Consider the following 14,998-nt stretch of genomic DNA (forward strand, 5'->3'; position numbering starts at 1 on the left):
GCGCGACTTAGAAGGTTTCCCAGTCGTCGTCCCCACCTGCCGGGGTGACCTTGGTGCTGGTCTTGGGCACCACGGTGGTGGGCGCATGCGCTGCAGCAGGCGGCGCCTTGGGTTTGGGGGCAGCGGCTTTGGCCGAGGCTGCAGGAGCCGGCTTCATATCGCCACGGCGTTCAGGTCCCTTGAACGCAGGTGCCTTGGGCACGCTGGACCGCACCTTGGCCGGCGGCAGGTGCATACCCGCAGCCTGGCCGGGTGCTTCATTACCCAGCTTGAAGACGGCCACCACCTGCACCAGATCCTGCGCCTGCGCCTTCAGGCTCGATGCCGCAGCCGCCATCTCCTCCACCAGCGCCGCGTTTTGCTGGGTGGTCTGGTCCATGGAAGTCACGGCCTCGCCCACCTGGGCCACGCCCGCGCTTTGCTCGCTGCTGGCCGCACTTATTTCTCCCATGATGTCCGTGACACGGCGGATGCTGGTTACCACTTCGGTCATCGTGGTACCAGCCTTGTCGACCAGGACCGTTCCCTGTTCCACCCGCTCCACACTCGCACCGATGAGGGACTTGATTTCCTTGGCCGCCTCGGCGCTACGGCCGGCCAGGCTGCGCACTTCGCTGGCGACCACCGCAAAGCCGCGTCCCTGTTCACCGGCCCGGGCAGCTTCCACTGCCGCATTCAGCGCCAGGATGTTGGTCTGGAAGGCGATGCCGTCGATGACGCTGATGATGTCGGCGATCTTTCTGGAAGATTCGTTGATGCCTTTCATGGTTTCCACCACCTGGCCTACGACTTCTCCGCCTTGAATGGCTACGGTAGAAGCATTCATGGCCAGCTGATTCGCTTGACGGGCAGAGTCGGCGTTTTGTTTGACGGTGGAGCCCAGTTCTTCCATGCTGGCTGCGGTTTCTTCCAGGGCGCTGGCTTGTTGTTCGGTGCGGGCGGACAAGTCGTTGTTTCCCTGCGCAATCTCTGCACTGGCCAGCGCCACGTTGTCCGCACTGCTGCGCACCTGGCGCAGCACCTGCTGGGTTTTCTCCACAAACTGGTTGAAGCCACCGGCGATGCTGGCCAGCTCATCGTTGCCCGTGGTTGCTATACGGCGTGTCAGATCGCCCTCGCCCGAGCCAATGTCTTGCATGGCATTGCGCAACACCACCAGCCGGCCCAGCACCTTGCTGAGCACTGCACCGATCACCAGAATGGCCAGCACCGCAATCACCACGCTCCACACCGCGGACGACCACACCATGGCCAGGATGCCGCCCATGGCCTCCTGGCGGTTCAGCGCCACCAGCAGCGTCCAGTCGGTGCCGGGAATGGCCTCGGCATACACCAGGCGGTTTTCGCCACGGATCACCACGTCACTGAGTGCAGCCGCCTTGACCAGCGCATCCACCCCGCCGTTCCCCAAGCTGGGCGCGATGTCGGTTACGGGCTTGAGCACCAGGGCGGTGTCTTCGTGCACCGCGATCTTTCCGTCCTTGGTGACGATGAAACCGTAGGTACCGGGCGTAGGCCGGATGGAGGCCACATTGCGCACCACGCCATCCATGAATACATCCAGCGCGGTGACCGCACTCACCTGGGCACCATCCTTGACGGCGGAGGCGAAGGTAATGACAAGCTTCTTGGTACCGGCGTCCAGATAGGGCTCGGTGACCACCGGGCCGGCGGCCTTGGCCGCCAGCTGGTACCAGGGGCGCGAGGTGGGGTCGTAGTCGGGCGGCAAACTCTGCGGGCTGGAGAACGCGGTGCGCTTGTCCGCATAGCCGATGTAGGCCGTATCCACGTCACCGGCAATCTTGGCCTGCTGCAGGAACTTGAGAGGGTCAGCCTCGGGCACCGCCCCCGCGAAGGACTTGACCACCTGCTGGCGGGACGCCACCCAGTCCCCCACGCCTGCCGCATGCGAATGCGACAACGCCCGCGTCTGGTTGGCCAGCGATTCCAACGCGTAGCTCCGTGCGGTGAGCACATTGGTGATGGACAGGCCCAGTAAACCCGCTACGACCAGCAGGCCCACGGTGGTCACAATTTTCCCGCGCAGGGAGGTCAAAAAGCCCAAGGTCATTTTTTTCTCCAATGAGTGCCAACTCTCACGCTTACCGCCTGCCCACCCGGGCACACCCCGGTGTCGAACAAGTGCCTGCTGTACTAGGCAGGCACCATGCCAATTTCTGCGTTGCCCAGCAGGGCTTCCATGTTCATCACGATCAACATGCGCTCTCCCACATGGGCCAGCCCGACGATGAAACGGGAGTCCAGCGCCGACTCAAACTGCGGCGCCGGCTTGATGGCCTCCGGCTGGAGCGTGACCACGTCGGAAACCCCGTCCACCACCGCGCCCACGACCTTGCCGCGCACGTTGAGGATGATGACCACGGTGAAGTCGTTGTAGTTGACCTCGGCAAGGTCCAGCTTGAGCCGCAGATCGACGATGGGGACGATGACACCGCGCAGGTTGATGACGCCCTTGACGAAGCTGGGCGAGTTCACCATCTTGGTGGGCACTTCGTAGGAGCGGATTTCCTGCACGCGCAGGATTTCGATGGCGTAGTCCTCACTGCCCAGCTTGAGGGTGAGGTACTGGTTGGTATGCGCTGCGCTGCTGCCTTGGCCGGCCTCCGGCGCGGGAGAGTTGTGAAGAGCTTCCATGGCATCACCTCGGTGGCACAGGGTTGGAATTCCAGCGACTTGCGATTCATCATACACGCGGGACTTCGTTTCAGGGGCGCAAAAACATGCTGGTTTTCCAGCACCACGCAGCCCTTGGCAAACCCTAGCTATCGGGCAGGCGACGTGCTGGTACGCTGCACACAGGAGACCTCCCCATGCAGACTTTGAGCGGCCTTGACGCCACCTTTTTGTACCTGGAAACACCGGAGATGCCCATGCACGTGGGCTCCTTCTGCCGCTACGCCCTGCCGGCCACGCCGCGCTACAGCTTTCACAAGGCGGTCACGGCGCACATCGGAGCGCGCATGCACCTGGCCGACGTGTTCAGCCGCAAGCTGGGCTTGATGCCCCTGGACTTGGGGCACCCGGTGTGGTTGCGGGTCGACGATGTGGATCTGGGCTACCACATCCGCAAGGTGAAGGGCCGCACGCTCACACTGGCCCAGGCGCAGGCCCACGCCACGACACTGCACACCGAGCTGATCGACCGCAGCCGCCCGCTGTGGGAGTTCCATGTATTTGACCGCGTACTGTGCCCGGACGGGACGGTGTGCGGCGCCATGTACGCCAAGATCCACCACGCCACGCTGGACGGCAAGGCGGGCGCCATCCTGAGCCAGGCCATGATGGATGTGAGCGCCACACCGCGTGAAGTCCCTGCGCCCCACGCCAAGGGACGCAAGCCGCAAGACCTGAAGATCGGCCAAATGCTGGGGGCAGTGTTCTCCAACACGCTGGCCCAGTACGCCAAGCTGGCCCGCGCCCTGCCCCAGGCCGCACAAGCCCTGGGCAACACCGTGGCCAAACAGACGCTGCAGGGCAAGGGGAGCGGGCTGCGCGCCAAGTCACCCCTCACATTGGCGCCGCTCACCGTGTTCAACGTGGCTGTAGGAACCGAGCGCAGCTTTGGCACGGCCAGCGTGCCGTTTGCCGACTGCCGGGCCATGGCGCAGGCCGTGGGCGGTTCGTTCAACGACATCGTGCTGTGGATCTGCGCCACCGCGCTGCGCAGCTACCTGGCGCAGCACGGCAGCATCCCGCGCAAGCCCCTGCTGGCTGCCATGCCCGTGAGCTTGCGCGAGGAAGGCAACCACGACTACAGCACCCAGGCCTCCATGACGGTGGTGGAACTGGGCACGCACCTGGCGCACCCTATCAAGCGGCTGCAGGCCATCATGACCTCCACCGCCAAGGTCAAAGACGCCATGGCCAACCTGAAAAGCATGCTGCCCACCGACTACCCCTCGCTGTTGGCGCCCTGGGTGGTGGGCGGCGTAGCCAAGGCCGCGTTCAAGACCTATAGCGCTACCGGCCTGTCCAAGCGGCTGCCCATGGTGGCCAACCTCGTGATCAGCAATGTGCCCGGCCCCCAAGTGCCGCTGTACCTGGCGGGCGCACGCATGCTGAGCTTCCATCCCATGTCCATCGTGGTCCATGGCATTGCGCTCAACATCACCATCCAGACCTATGCAGGCAGTGTGGAATTTGGCGTGATTGCCGGCCACGAAGCCGTGCCCCAGGTGCAGGAACTGACGGCGGCGCTGGAAGCCGCATTTGAGGAAGGCCGCGCGCTGCTGGCCAGTGCCAGCGCCGAAAAAGCACCGCCAACCGCCCCCGCAGTCACCAAGGCGACGAAAAAACAGAGTGCCCCAACTAAAGCCGCTGCACCACGCCGGGGCACAGCCACAAAAGCTGCTACTGTGAAAACCCCTTCTTCACGCAAGCGGCCAGCGAAAGCCGCCTGAACAACGTCGTATGGCAAAAGCAAACGCCCCTGAGAGCGAACACCCCCCTGCCCCCAATGCCTGGCTGATGGCCCTGGAACTGCGAGCTCCTTGGGAGCTGTGGTCGTTGCTGCCCAGTTGGCCCGCCTTAGCCCGCGCCCCGGTGGGGGATGGTCACCCGGTCATCGTGTTCCCCGGCCTGTCGGCCAGCGATGGCTCCACGCTGCCCCTGCGCGGTTACCTCAAAAATCTGGGCTACGACATATCAGGCTGGAACCAGGGCTACAACTTCGGCCCCCGCGCCGGTGTACTGGAAACCGCCAAGCGCCAGGTGCAGGAAACCGCCGAGGCCAGCGGCGAAAAGGTGAGCCTGGTGGGATGGAGCCTGGGCGGCATCTACGCCCGCGAGCTGGCCAAGGCCCTGCCCGAGCATGTGCGCAGCGTCATCACACTGGGCAGCCCGTTTGCTGGCTCCCACAAAAGCACCAACGCCTGGCGCCTGTACGAACTCACCAGCGGGCGCAGCATTGCGCAGGAGGTGGAAAACTTCGACCTACCGGCCGCGCCCCCGGTGCCCACCACCTCCATCTACTCGCGCACCGACGGGGTGGTGGCCTGGTCCGCCAGCCTGCAGGCCGCCAGCCGTACCAACCCTCACACCGAAAACGTGGAAGTGTTTGCCAGCCACATTGGCCTGGGCCTGAACCCCACGGCCTGGTGGGTCGTGGCCGACCGGCTGGCGCAAGCCCCTGGTGCCTGGAAGCCGTTTGAACGCGCCGGCAAGCTGCAACAGTGGGTGTTTCCCGATCCCAAGTAAAAAGAGCGCTGACCCGGCCAGGTCAGCGCTCCTTTTTTGATAGCTGCCCGCGCAGCATCTGCGGGGGCTAGAGGCCGCTTTAGGCCTGCTGCTTGTTGTAGTTGGCGATGCCGTCCATGATTTCCTTCTGGGCGGCTTCCGGGCCTTCCCAGCCTTGCACCTTGACCCACTTGCCTTCTTCCAGGTCTTTGTAGTGTTCAAAGAAGTGGGCAATGGTCTTGAGGCGGAAGGGGTTCAGGTCTTCAGGCTTCTTCCACTGGCTGTACAGCGACAGGATCTTGTCGATGGGCACGGCCAGCACCTTGCCGTCTTCGCCGGCTTCGTCGGTCATCTTCAGGATGCCGATGGCGCGGCAGGGCACCACCACGCCGGGAATCAGGGGCACGGGGGTGATCACCAGCACGTCCACGGGATCGCCATCACCGGAGATGGTCTTGGGCACGTAGCCGTAGTTGGTGGGGTAGTGCATGGCGGTGCTCATGAAGCGGTCCACAAAAATGGCGCCAGAGTCCTTGTCCACCTCGTATTTCACCGGGTCAGCGTTCATGGGGATTTCGATGATGACGTTGAACGCTTCGGGGACTTTGCTGCCAGGGGTGACTTTGTCGAGGGACATGCTTGATCTCTTTGTATGGAAAGTAAGAAACGGGAAACCTTAGGGAGAAACCTAGGGATTAACCCGGATTTTACTGACTTGACACTTTCGTTTTCCCGGGACTGTCATCAAAGCACGCTACATTCGGCCCGTTGGCCAATCATCTCCCCTTGCTTTGTAGGGTTGGAGCACTGAGGAAGCAACGCAGCGGGGGCCTCGCTAGCGTTGCTCCCATCTTTGCGAAACAACCATAGAGGAGTATTTCTATGACGGGCAACACAGCGCTATTTCTGGCGCTTGGCTGTGGACTGATCGCCGTGGTGTACGGTGTTTGGGCCCGCAGCTGGATTCTTTCCCAGGACGCCGGCAATGCGCGCATGCAAGAAATTGCAGCCGCGATCCAGACCGGTGCCGCCGCCTACCTTTCCCGCCAGTACAAGACCATCGCCATCGTGGGCGTGGTCCTGGCGGTACTGATTGGCGTGTTTTTGGACCCCCTGAGCGCCGCCGGCTTCGTGGTGGGTGCCGTGCTTTCGGGCGCCTGCGGCTTCATCGGCATGAACGTGTCGGTGCGGGCCAACGTGCGCACTGCACAGGCCGCCACCAAGGGCATTGGCCCGGCATTGGACGTTGCCTTCCGCGGCGGCGCCATCACCGGCATGCTGGTAGTGGGCTTGGGCCTGCTGGGCGTGACCGGCTTTTACTGGTACCTGGTGCCGGACGGCATGGTGACCACCGCCAAGCTCAATCCGCTGATCGGCTTTGCATTTGGTTCCTCGCTGATTTCCATCTTCGCCCGTCTGGGCGGTGGCATCTTCACCAAGGGCGCTGACGTGGGCGCCGACCTGGTAGGCAAGGTAGAAGCAGGCATTCCCGAAGATGACCCCCGCAATCCGGCTGTGATTGCCGACAACGTGGGTGACAACGTGGGCGACTGCGCCGGCATGGCCGCCGACCTGTTTGAAACTTATGCGGTGACCTTGATCGCCACTATGGTTTTAGGAGCACTTCTCGCAAGTGCTGCGGGGGCTACCGCCGTTTTATACCCCTTGGCACTGGGTGCCGTGTCGATTGTGGCTTCCATCATTGGCTGCTTCTTCGTCAAGGCTTCGCCCGGCATGAAGAATGTGATGCCGGCGCTGTACAAGGGCCTGGCGATTGCCGGTGTGCTCTCACTGATTGCGTTCTACTTTGTCACGCAGTCGCTGTTCCCCGCCGCCATCACGCTGACGGATGGCCACGTGATCACCGCCGGCAGCCTGTTTGGCGCCTGCACCGTAGGCCTGGTCCTGACCGGCGCGCTGGTGTGGATCACCGAGTACTACACCGGCACGCAGTACGCACCGGTGCAGCACATTGCCCAGGCTTCGACCACGGGCCACGGCACCAACATCATTGCCGGTCTCGGGGTTTCCATGCGCTCTACCGCCTGGCCTGTGATCTTTGTCTGTGTGGCCATCTACAGCGCGTTCAGCCTGGGTGGCCTGTACGGCATCGCCATCGCTGCCACCTCCATGCTGAGCATGGCCGGCATTGTGGTGGCACTGGATGCCTACGGCCCCATCACCGACAACGCCGGTGGCATTGCCGAGATGAGTGAGCTGCCCGCCAGCGTGCGCGACATCACCGACCCCCTGGACGCGGTGGGCAACACCACCAAGGCCGTGACCAAGGGCTATGCCATTGGTTCTGCCGGCCTGGCCGCCTTGGTACTGTTTGCCGACTACACCCACAAGCTGGACGCGTTTGGCAAGCACATCACCTTCGATTTGAGCGACCCCATGGTCATCATCGGTTTGTTCATCGGCGGCCTGATTCCCTACCTGTTCGGCGCCATGGCCATGGAGGCCGTGGGCCGTGCAGCGGGCTCGGTGGTCGTGGAAGTTCGCCGCCAGTTCAAGGAGATCAAGGGCATCATGGACGGCACGGGCAAGCCCGAGTACGACACCGCGGTGGACATGCTGACCACGGCAGCCATCAAGGAAATGATGATCCCGTCGCTGCTGCCTGTCGTGGTTCCCATCGTGGTCGGCCTGGCCCTGGGCCCCGCCGCCCTGGGCGGCCTGCTGATGGGCACCATCGTGACCGGCCTGTTTGTAGCCATCTCCATGTGCACCGGCGGCGGTGCTTGGGACAACGCCAAGAAGTACATCGAAGACGGCCACCATGGCGGCAAGGGCTCGGAGACGCACAAGGCAGCCGTCACTGGCGACACCGTGGGCGACCCCTACAAAGACACGGCCGGCCCTGCGGTCAATCCGCTGATCAAGATCATCAACATCGTGGCGCTGCTCATCGTGCCACTGATGATGAAGATCCACGGCGGCTGAGCTCCATCCGCCCCTCGAAAGGCCCGCCTCGGCGGGCTTTTTTCATGCAACAACCTGTCGTCGCTTTGCGCTACCATGGTGCTTTGTGGCAGACCGCCCGTCTTGAAGCGACCCGTGAAAATACTTGTAATTGACGACCATGCACTGGTGCGCGAAGGCTTGCACCAGGTGCTCAAAGGACTGGACGAAAACGTCGTTGTGCTGCAGGCGGGTACCTGTGCACAAGCCTTCGCCATTGCAGATGCCCACCCGGACCTGGATTTGGTGTTGCTGGACTACCACCTGCCGGACATGACCGGCCTGCAGGCCCTGGACGTGTTTGGCAAGGACCATCCCGAGCTGCCTATCGTCATGCTTTCGGGGTCGGCCAATATCCAGGTCATGCGACAGGTGCTGCAATCGGGCGCCTCCGGCTTTGTGACCAAATCAACCCTCAGCGACGAGCTGCTGAACGCGGTGCGTCTGGTGCTGGACGGAGATGTTTATTCGCCCGTGGAGCTGGAAGCCGACTACGGTGCCCTGCCCTTTGATGCTGCCTCGTCCAAACCCCCCTTGACCCAGCGCCAGGAGCTGGTCCTGCGTGAATTGCTGGACGGCCGCTCCAACCGCGAAATAGGCACCAGCCTGAATGTCTCGGAAGAAACCGTCAAGACCCACGTGGCGGCCATCCTGCGCTACTTTGATGTGCAGAACCGCACCCAGGCGGTCGTGGCCGCGGCGCGCTGCGGCTACCGCGCCAGCCAGGCGAATTAAGTTCCCGCGCTCAAACGTCGTCTGCCACGGATCCCGCGGCCATCACCAAACGCCGAAGCAGGCTGCGCAACTTGGCCGGGCGCACGGGTTTGTGCAGCAAGGTCAACCCGGCTTCCTTGGCGGCCTGAATCAAGGCGGCGTCGGTGTCGCCACTCATCAGGCAGGCCGGAATCTCGCGCCGCGCCGTGGCCCGCACCATGGCAATCACGTCCAGACCATTGCGGTCTTCACCGAGACGGAAGTCGCTGAGCACCACGTCAGGTGGCGCATAGCCATTGGCAAAATCCAGTGCCTGCGCCACAGAGGCCGCCGCATGCACCACGCAACCCCATGAGGTCAGCAAGTCACTGATGGCCTCCAGCGCAAAGCCATCGTCTTCAATCACCAAGACCCGCATCCCCTCCAGCCCCAGCAAGCTGGCGGGTTCTGCTGCCACCGCCGCACTCAGGCTGTCCACCGCCTGCGCCACCGGCAAAAAGATGGAAAAGCGTGTGCCACAGCCCAGGTCAGAGCGCAAGGCAATCGGGTGGCCCAGAAGTTGGGCCGTACGCTCCACGATATTGAGCCCCAGACCCAGCCCCTGGGTACGGTCGCGCCCCGAGTTGCCCACCTGGTAAAACTCTTTGAAGATGTCGGCCTGGTGGGCCGGTGAAATGCCAATGCCGCTGTCAGATACATCCAGGCGCAAGTTGCGCCCGCCATCCACGCTGCGGCAGCTGATGAGCACCGTACCGCGCTCGGTGTAGCGCAGGGCATTGTTGGCCAGGTTCATGACCATGCGCTGCAGCAGCATGGGATCGCTCAGCGCCCAGTGCCGGCTCGGGCGTACCCGCAGCCGCAGACCTTTGCCCTCGGCCAGCGGCAGCAGGGCCTTGCGCAGGCTGGTGAAAAGCTCTCCGATATTGACCGCACCGCGCTGCACTTGCACGGCACCCGCATCCAGCCGAGAAATATCCAGCAGCCCGTCCAGCAGGTCCTGCATGGACTGCACCGATGCCTCCAGGCTGGCCACCAATTGGCGCGTGGGAACATCCAGTGGCAACTGCCCCAGCCGGGCGACAAACATGCCCAAGGCATGGGTGGGCTGGCGCAGGTCGTGGCTAGCTGCGGCCAAAAACCGGGATTTGGCCAGGGTGGCGGTCTCGGCCTCTTCTTTTTTGAGGCGCAACTCCCGCGTGGCCGACTCCACCCGAAACTCCATTTCCTCGCGCCCCCAAGCCAGGCGCTGCGCCATCTGGTTCAGACGGGTTTGCAACACATACAAAGGATCCGTCGGCAAGGCTTCCGAGCTGGGAGTCAGATCGCCCTCACCGATACGTTCAATCATGCGCGAAACGCGCAGCACAGGCCGCACCACACCCTCACCCATGCGGGTCGCCAAAAAGCCTCCCAGCACCAGCCCCGCAAAACCTACGGCCAAGGCCACCAGCAGCAACTCGCGCTCGCGTGTGATCAAACGGCTGCGGGAGATTTCAATCACGACGTGGCCCAGCACCATGGCCGTTGGCGGCATGGGTGGTGCCGCGCTGGAGCCAAAAAAATCATCCAGCGGCACACTGCTGGAGGTCACCGGCACGGCCAGCACATCCACATCCCGGCTGCGCTGAAAGGCCTGGTACACCGCGCCCTGGGCTTCTTGCAGGCCTTTGTACTGCAGCACGCCGGTGCTGGCCAGCATGCGGCCGTCCACATCGAACACCGCCACCGAGCGAACATCGGCTTCACGCTGCAGGCCTCCCAGCACGACCTGGAGCGCCGATACATTCCCTGAAAACAAGCCGTACTCGCTGGCCAACGCCGCCTGGCGCGCCATCAGCTTGGCACGCAGGTCGTGCGATTCATCCAAGTCCGCAACCCGGCTGGTCCAGAAAATGCCCACCAGTGCCACCACCACCAAAAACACGGGGAGCAAAGCAGCGGCCAGCATGCGGGCGCGGATACCGGGGAACATCATGGGCGTTTCTCCATCCGCCGCAGGCGCTCGGTAAGCACCCCTTCATCCAGCAGCAGCCCCAGAGACCGGGCCACGTAGTCGTTCACCACCACACTGAAATCCAGGGGGTACTGCGACAGGGGAAGCGCCCCACCCTGCATCACGGCACGGGCCATGGCCGCGGCCTGCCCGCCCACCTGACGTGGCGCGCTGTGCAGGGACATCAGGGCTCCGGCCTTGGTGTAGGCCGGCGAAAACGCCACCAGGGGAACGCGCGATCGGTAAGTAGCCAAAAGAATGTTGGAAATCGTCGTACCGTTGTAGACAGCGGGGTCAGCAACAGCCAGCAGCACGTCGGTATCACTCAACACGGTCTTGAGCCCCGCGTAGAGGGTGATCGGGGAGGTCACGGTGCTGCCCACAATCTCCAACCCGCGCGATTGCGCGGCGGAGGCCAAACCGGTTTGCTGCGACAGCGATTCATGGCCCCACAACACCCCCACCCGCTTCGCATCCGGCAGGGCCAAGCGCAATAGGTCCAATTGGCGGCCAAACGGTTGGTCCAGGTACAGCGCTGTCACACCGGCCGTGGCTTTGTGCACGGTCTCACGCACGATGCGCTCAAATCCCAGGCGAGGAATCAGCGCCGCAATGATGGGCGGGCGACCATCCCGTGGCAACGCTCGGCTGAAAGCCTCAGTCCCCAGGGTGATCCACACCTTGCCGCCCTGCAAGCCTGCCACCTCAGCCCCCGGCACATCGGGCACCACCAGCTGTGCAATGTCTGCGCGATCAACCCCGGTGCGCACCAACTCGGCCACCACCGCCTGCGCCGCTTCAGAATACCCGGCGCTGCGCTCACTGCTGAGAATGACAACGTCCGAGCCCCAGCACGCACCGGCGCACCACAGCGCCAGCGCAGCCAGACATCGCGGAAGCACTGCCAGACCCAACATCCGCTCAGTTCTCCACCCGCAGGCTCACGAAAGCCCTGCGTTCAAACATGAACTTGGCGTCGCCATCACGCGACGGCACATCCAGGTTTTGCAATGTGAAGGCCCATTCGGCTTTGTTCTTGCCCAGCAAAAAACCTTTGGCAATGCGAATATCGGTGCGCCCCACGGAATACAGGCGGTCATTGCCGGACATCAGACCGATGTCGTCCGACTGCTGGTGCATGAGCGAAAGCGTGGTGCCCGACGGCAGGGTGTGTACCGCCATCAGAGAGGCTGCGTAACGTGCGGCTCCATGGGTGGTCTTGAAGCGCTCGGCACCGGCAATCTGGGTCCAGGCTTGGCTGGCGAAGATCTGGGTTGCCGCCAGGGGTTTCCACTGGATCTGGTGCTCCACCCCGGTGATGCTGAAGTTCTCGATGTTCTGGTAGTCCTCAGGTGACACATTGGCAGGACGTTCAATGCCATCCGTGATGCGCTCATCAAAGAAACGCACATCGCCCGAGACGCCCTGCTTCTGCAGGTTGTAGTTGTAGCCCAGCTCGCGGGTGAAGATTTTTTCCGGCAGCAACTGCCCCGTGCTCTGCACGGTCGTCAAGGGATTGGCACCATTGGCATCGTAGTAACGCACCGCCGCGTATTTCTCATACGCGCTTGGCGGGCGGAAGGCGCTGGAGACTCCGGCACGCAGGGTGTGCCCTGGAAGCGCATGCCAGTTCAGCATCAGGCGAGGAGAAAAGGTTCCCCCGCCCATGTCGCTTTGCTCAGCCATGGCACCCGCGTTCAAGACCCATTCGGGCTGCAGCCGCCACTCGGCACTGCCGAACAGGCGGGAGAAGTTGGACACCACCTGGTTGCGCGTATCAAAACTGGAATGCGACGTCACTTGCTCACGCCGCAGCTCCAACCCCCACACCGAGCGCAGACTCAGGGTGTGCACTACCGTGTGCTGCAATGACAGCGCGTCATTGAGTTCCTGAGCGCCAAAGTCGACCAGCGCACCGTAGTAATTGACGCCGTTGATAAGGTCTGTGCTTTGGTAGAGAAAGCTGTCTTTGTGCGTGTTTTGGGTATGGGAAAAACTCAGTTGCAGGTCCTGGTCACCTTCCAACGGTTTGCGCCAGTCCATCTGAACAAACTGTGACCCCAGAAACCGCATCCGTGCGATATTGCCGGGTGAATCGGCAGAGCCGCGACCCGCATCAATGCCCAGCGCGCCGACCCGCATGTCCAGCTCCGCCCCGCCTCCGGTGTCCAGCGAAGCCACGGCATTCACACGGGACACCCGATTGCCACCATAGCTTCGCCGCAGCCCCTGGTCGCCGCGGGTATCCACACTGAGCCGGTAGGTGGCGCCCGGCAGACCCCAACCAATGCTGGCACCGGCATCTGCCACGTTGTTGTCGCCCAGAGTCAAGGAAGCACTGGACCCTACCTCTCGCGCATCCTTGGAAATGATGTTGATCACTCCCAGAAAGGCCCGGGCACCATAGGTCGCAGAATTCGATCCCCGCAGCACCTCGATGCGGGCAATATCGTCCAGCGCCAAGGTTTGCAGCCCCAAGCCGGCAGAGCCCTGCAAGTGACCGGAGTACACAGATCGACCATCCACCAATACCTGGATGCGGTTGGCCCAGTCATCACTGCGGCCATGGTAGGAGGCCAGTGGCGCATCGGTTTCAAAGGACGTTGTGGTCTGAAAACCGGGGACCAGGCGCAGCAGGTCGGCCACATCGCGCGCACCAGAGTTGCGGATGAACTGGCGGTCCAATATGGTGACAGCGCCTGGTGCTTCGTCCACCGGCTGCGACAGCCGCGATACCGACAGGACTACGGGCATGTCGCCCAGAAAGTCGCGTTCGCTCACCGCCGAGCCCGTTTGGGCTTCAGCCAGCGTGCTGGACAGCAGGAGGGTGACAGCAAGAAGCTTGGTAGACATAGGCGTTTCCCCAACGAAAAACCTTGTAATAGTTGTGGGGTGATTTTGCACTGGGTTTCAAGGCTTGCCGGACAAGCCGTGGACAATATGCCCATGGCTGAACCCAGTACACAACGGATAGTCCCCCTGGTGGATCTACGCGGGGGGGCACTGCAGGTGCCGCGCTCTGCACTGGAGCCGAACGCGCACGCCCCGGCGACGGGGCATCTAAGCGACCGATTGGGACGTTCCCTGCGTGATTTGCGCATCAGCGTGACCGACCGTTGCAACTTCCGCTGCAGCTATTGCATGCCCAAGGAGGTGTTCGACAAGGACTACGCCTACCTTCCCCATCGGGACCTACTCAGTTTTGAAGAAATTACCCGCTTGGCGCACCACTTTGTTGCGCATGGTGTAACCAAAATCCGCCTGACTGGCGGAGAGCCCTTGCTGCGCAAGAACATTGAGGTGCTGATTGCCCAGTTGGCCCAACTGCGCACGCCGGAAGGACGTGGGCCAGACTTAACCCTGACCACCAACGGATCGTTGCTGGCGCGCAAAGCCCGAGCGCTGAAAGACGCGGGACTACAGCGTGTCACGGTCAGTCTGGATGGCTTGGACGACACGGTGTTTCGCCGAATGAACGATGTGGATTTTCCGGTGGCCGATGTATTGCATGGCATTGATGCCGCTTTGGCCGCAGGGCTTGGGCCTGTCAAGGTCAATATGGTGGTCAAGCGCGGTACCAACGACCAGGAGATTTTGCCCATGGCCCGGCACTTCAAGGGAACCGGTGTAGTGCTGCGGTTCATCGAGTACATGGACGTGGGCGCCACCAATGGCTGGCGCATGGACGAGGTGTTGCCGTCGGCCCAGGTCGTGGAATGCCTGCGTGAGGAATTTCCCTTGGTGGCACTGAACCACAGCGCTCCTGGAGAAACCGCGCAGCGTTGGGGCTACGCCAACGCCCTGGGTGTGCATGACCCTGCGGCGGGAGAAATTGGCGTGATCAGCAGCGTGACCCAGGCCTTTTGCGGTGACTGCAATCGCGCCCGTCTTTCCACCGAGGGGCAGTTGTACACCTGCCTGTTTGCCAGCCAGGGCCATGACCTGCGCAGCCTGCTGCGCGGTGGCTGTAGCGAGGCCGATCTCGCTTCGGCCATTGCCCACATCTGGGAAGGTCGCGATGACCGCTACTCAGAACTGCGCGCCAGCCTGCCCGCAGACGGAACCTCGGGAGCCCGACGCGTGGAGATGAGCTACATCGGGGGCTGAAGCACACGGCAGACACCGTGTCGG

The 14,998-nt window shown here is 62.8% G+C and carries 11 protein-coding genes; 5 read left to right on the forward strand and 6 right to left on the reverse strand.

Annotation, left to right across the window (positions count from 1 at the left end; all coding sequences use genetic code 11):
- Positions 1-7: 7 nt before the first annotated feature.
- Positions 8-2,071, reverse strand: a complete 2,064-nt coding sequence (locus AC07OE_RS05895) for a methyl-accepting chemotaxis protein (RefSeq protein ID WP_495069634.1) — start codon at positions 2,069-2,071, stop codon at positions 8-10.
- Between the two features lie 83 nt (positions 2,072-2,154).
- Positions 2,155-2,655, reverse strand: coding sequence for a chemotaxis protein CheW (locus AC07OE_RS05900; protein ID WP_495069635.1), 501 nt, complete (start codon positions 2,653-2,655; stop codon positions 2,155-2,157).
- A 176-nt stretch (positions 2,656-2,831) separates the two neighbouring features.
- Between AC07OE_RS05900 and AC07OE_RS05905 the strand changes: the two genes are divergently transcribed.
- Together AC07OE_RS05905 and AC07OE_RS05910 are read left to right on the forward strand one after the other, a co-directional pair.
- Positions 2,832-4,421 carry a wax ester/triacylglycerol synthase family O-acyltransferase gene (locus tag AC07OE_RS05905; protein WP_495069636.1) on the forward strand — a complete coding sequence of 530 codons (1,590 nt, stop codon included), beginning with the start codon at positions 2,832-2,834 and terminating at the stop codon, positions 4,419-4,421.
- A 10-nt stretch (positions 4,422-4,431) separates the two neighbouring features.
- Positions 4,432-5,217, forward strand: coding sequence for an alpha/beta hydrolase family protein (locus tag AC07OE_RS05910; RefSeq protein ID WP_495069637.1), 786 nt, complete (start codon positions 4,432-4,434; stop codon positions 5,215-5,217).
- A 79-nt stretch (positions 5,218-5,296) separates the two neighbouring features.
- Here AC07OE_RS05910 and ppa read toward each other — a convergent pair whose 3' ends face one another.
- Positions 5,297-5,833 carry an inorganic diphosphatase gene (gene ppa / locus AC07OE_RS05915; RefSeq protein WP_495069638.1) on the reverse strand — a complete coding sequence of 179 codons (537 nt, stop codon included), beginning with the start codon at positions 5,831-5,833 and terminating at the stop codon, positions 5,297-5,299.
- 245 nt (positions 5,834-6,078) lie between these two features.
- Between ppa and AC07OE_RS05920 the strand changes: the two genes are divergently transcribed.
- Positions 6,079-8,142 carry a sodium-translocating pyrophosphatase gene (locus AC07OE_RS05920; RefSeq protein ID WP_495069639.1) on the forward strand — a complete coding sequence of 688 codons (2,064 nt, stop codon included), beginning with the start codon at positions 6,079-6,081 and terminating at the stop codon, positions 8,140-8,142.
- Between the two features lie 114 nt (positions 8,143-8,256).
- Entirely contained in the window at positions 8,257-8,895 is a 639-nt protein-coding gene (locus AC07OE_RS05925) for a response regulator (protein ID WP_495069640.1), read from the forward strand.
- Between the two features lie 10 nt (positions 8,896-8,905).
- On the opposite strand, the gene AC07OE_RS05930 is transcribed toward AC07OE_RS05925, so the two are convergent.
- Genes AC07OE_RS05930 through AC07OE_RS05940 form a run of 3 tightly spaced genes read right to left on the reverse strand, consistent with a single transcriptional unit; the run spans position 8,906 to position 13,720 of the window.
- Entirely contained in the window at positions 8,906-10,849 is a 1,944-nt protein-coding gene (locus AC07OE_RS05930; protein WP_495069641.1) for a hybrid sensor histidine kinase/response regulator, read from the reverse strand.
- Positions 10,846-11,784 (reverse strand): ABC transporter substrate-binding protein, encoded by a 939-nt coding sequence (locus AC07OE_RS05935; protein ID WP_495069642.1) that lies wholly within the window; start codon positions 11,782-11,784, stop codon positions 10,846-10,848. The genes AC07OE_RS05930 and AC07OE_RS05935 overlap by 4 nt, the downstream gene beginning before the upstream one ends.
- Positions 11,785-11,788: 4 nt before the next feature.
- Positions 11,789-13,720 (reverse strand): TonB-dependent receptor plug domain-containing protein, encoded by a 1,932-nt coding sequence (locus AC07OE_RS05940; protein WP_495069643.1) that lies wholly within the window; start codon positions 13,718-13,720, stop codon positions 11,789-11,791.
- Positions 13,721-13,813: 93 nt separating this feature from the next.
- On the opposite strand from AC07OE_RS05940, the gene moaA reads away from it, so the two are divergent.
- Positions 13,814-14,974, forward strand: a complete 1,161-nt coding sequence (gene moaA / locus AC07OE_RS05945) for a GTP 3',8-cyclase MoaA (RefSeq protein ID WP_495069644.1) — start codon at positions 13,814-13,816, stop codon at positions 14,972-14,974.
- The last annotated feature ends 24 nt before the right edge of the window (positions 14,975-14,998 follow it).

It is taken from the genome of Rhodoferax sp. GW821-FHT09E07, assembly GCF_059416145.1.

What these genes read in the sequence shown, in the direction of transcription:
- AC07OE_RS05895 (WP_495069634.1), bottom strand. Translation starts at nt 2,071, where the DNA reads ATGACCTTGGGCTTTTTGACCTCCCTGCGCGGGAAAATTGTGACCACC.
- AC07OE_RS05900 (WP_495069635.1), bottom strand. Translation starts at nt 2,655, where the DNA reads ATGGAAGCTCTTCACAACTCTCCCGCGCCGGAGGCCGGCCAAGGCAGC.
- AC07OE_RS05905 (WP_495069636.1), top strand. Translation starts at nt 2,832, where the DNA reads ATGCAGACTTTGAGCGGCCTTGACGCCACCTTTTTGTACCTGGAAACA.
- AC07OE_RS05910 (WP_495069637.1), top strand. Translation starts at nt 4,432, where the DNA reads ATGGCAAAAGCAAACGCCCCTGAGAGCGAACACCCCCCTGCCCCCAAT.
- ppa (WP_495069638.1), bottom strand. Translation starts at nt 5,833, where the DNA reads ATGTCCCTCGACAAAGTCACCCCTGGCAGCAAAGTCCCCGAAGCGTTC.
- AC07OE_RS05920 (WP_495069639.1), top strand. Translation starts at nt 6,079, where the DNA reads ATGACGGGCAACACAGCGCTATTTCTGGCGCTTGGCTGTGGACTGATC.
- AC07OE_RS05930 (WP_495069641.1), bottom strand. Translation starts at nt 10,849, where the DNA reads ATGATGTTCCCCGGTATCCGCGCCCGCATGCTGGCCGCTGCTTTGCTC.
- AC07OE_RS05935 (WP_495069642.1), bottom strand. Translation starts at nt 11,784, where the DNA reads ATGTTGGGTCTGGCAGTGCTTCCGCGATGTCTGGCTGCGCTGGCGCTG.
- AC07OE_RS05940 (WP_495069643.1), bottom strand. Translation starts at nt 13,720, where the DNA reads ATGTCTACCAAGCTTCTTGCTGTCACCCTCCTGCTGTCCAGCACGCTG.
- moaA (WP_495069644.1), top strand. Translation starts at nt 13,814, where the DNA reads ATGGCTGAACCCAGTACACAACGGATAGTCCCCCTGGTGGATCTACGC.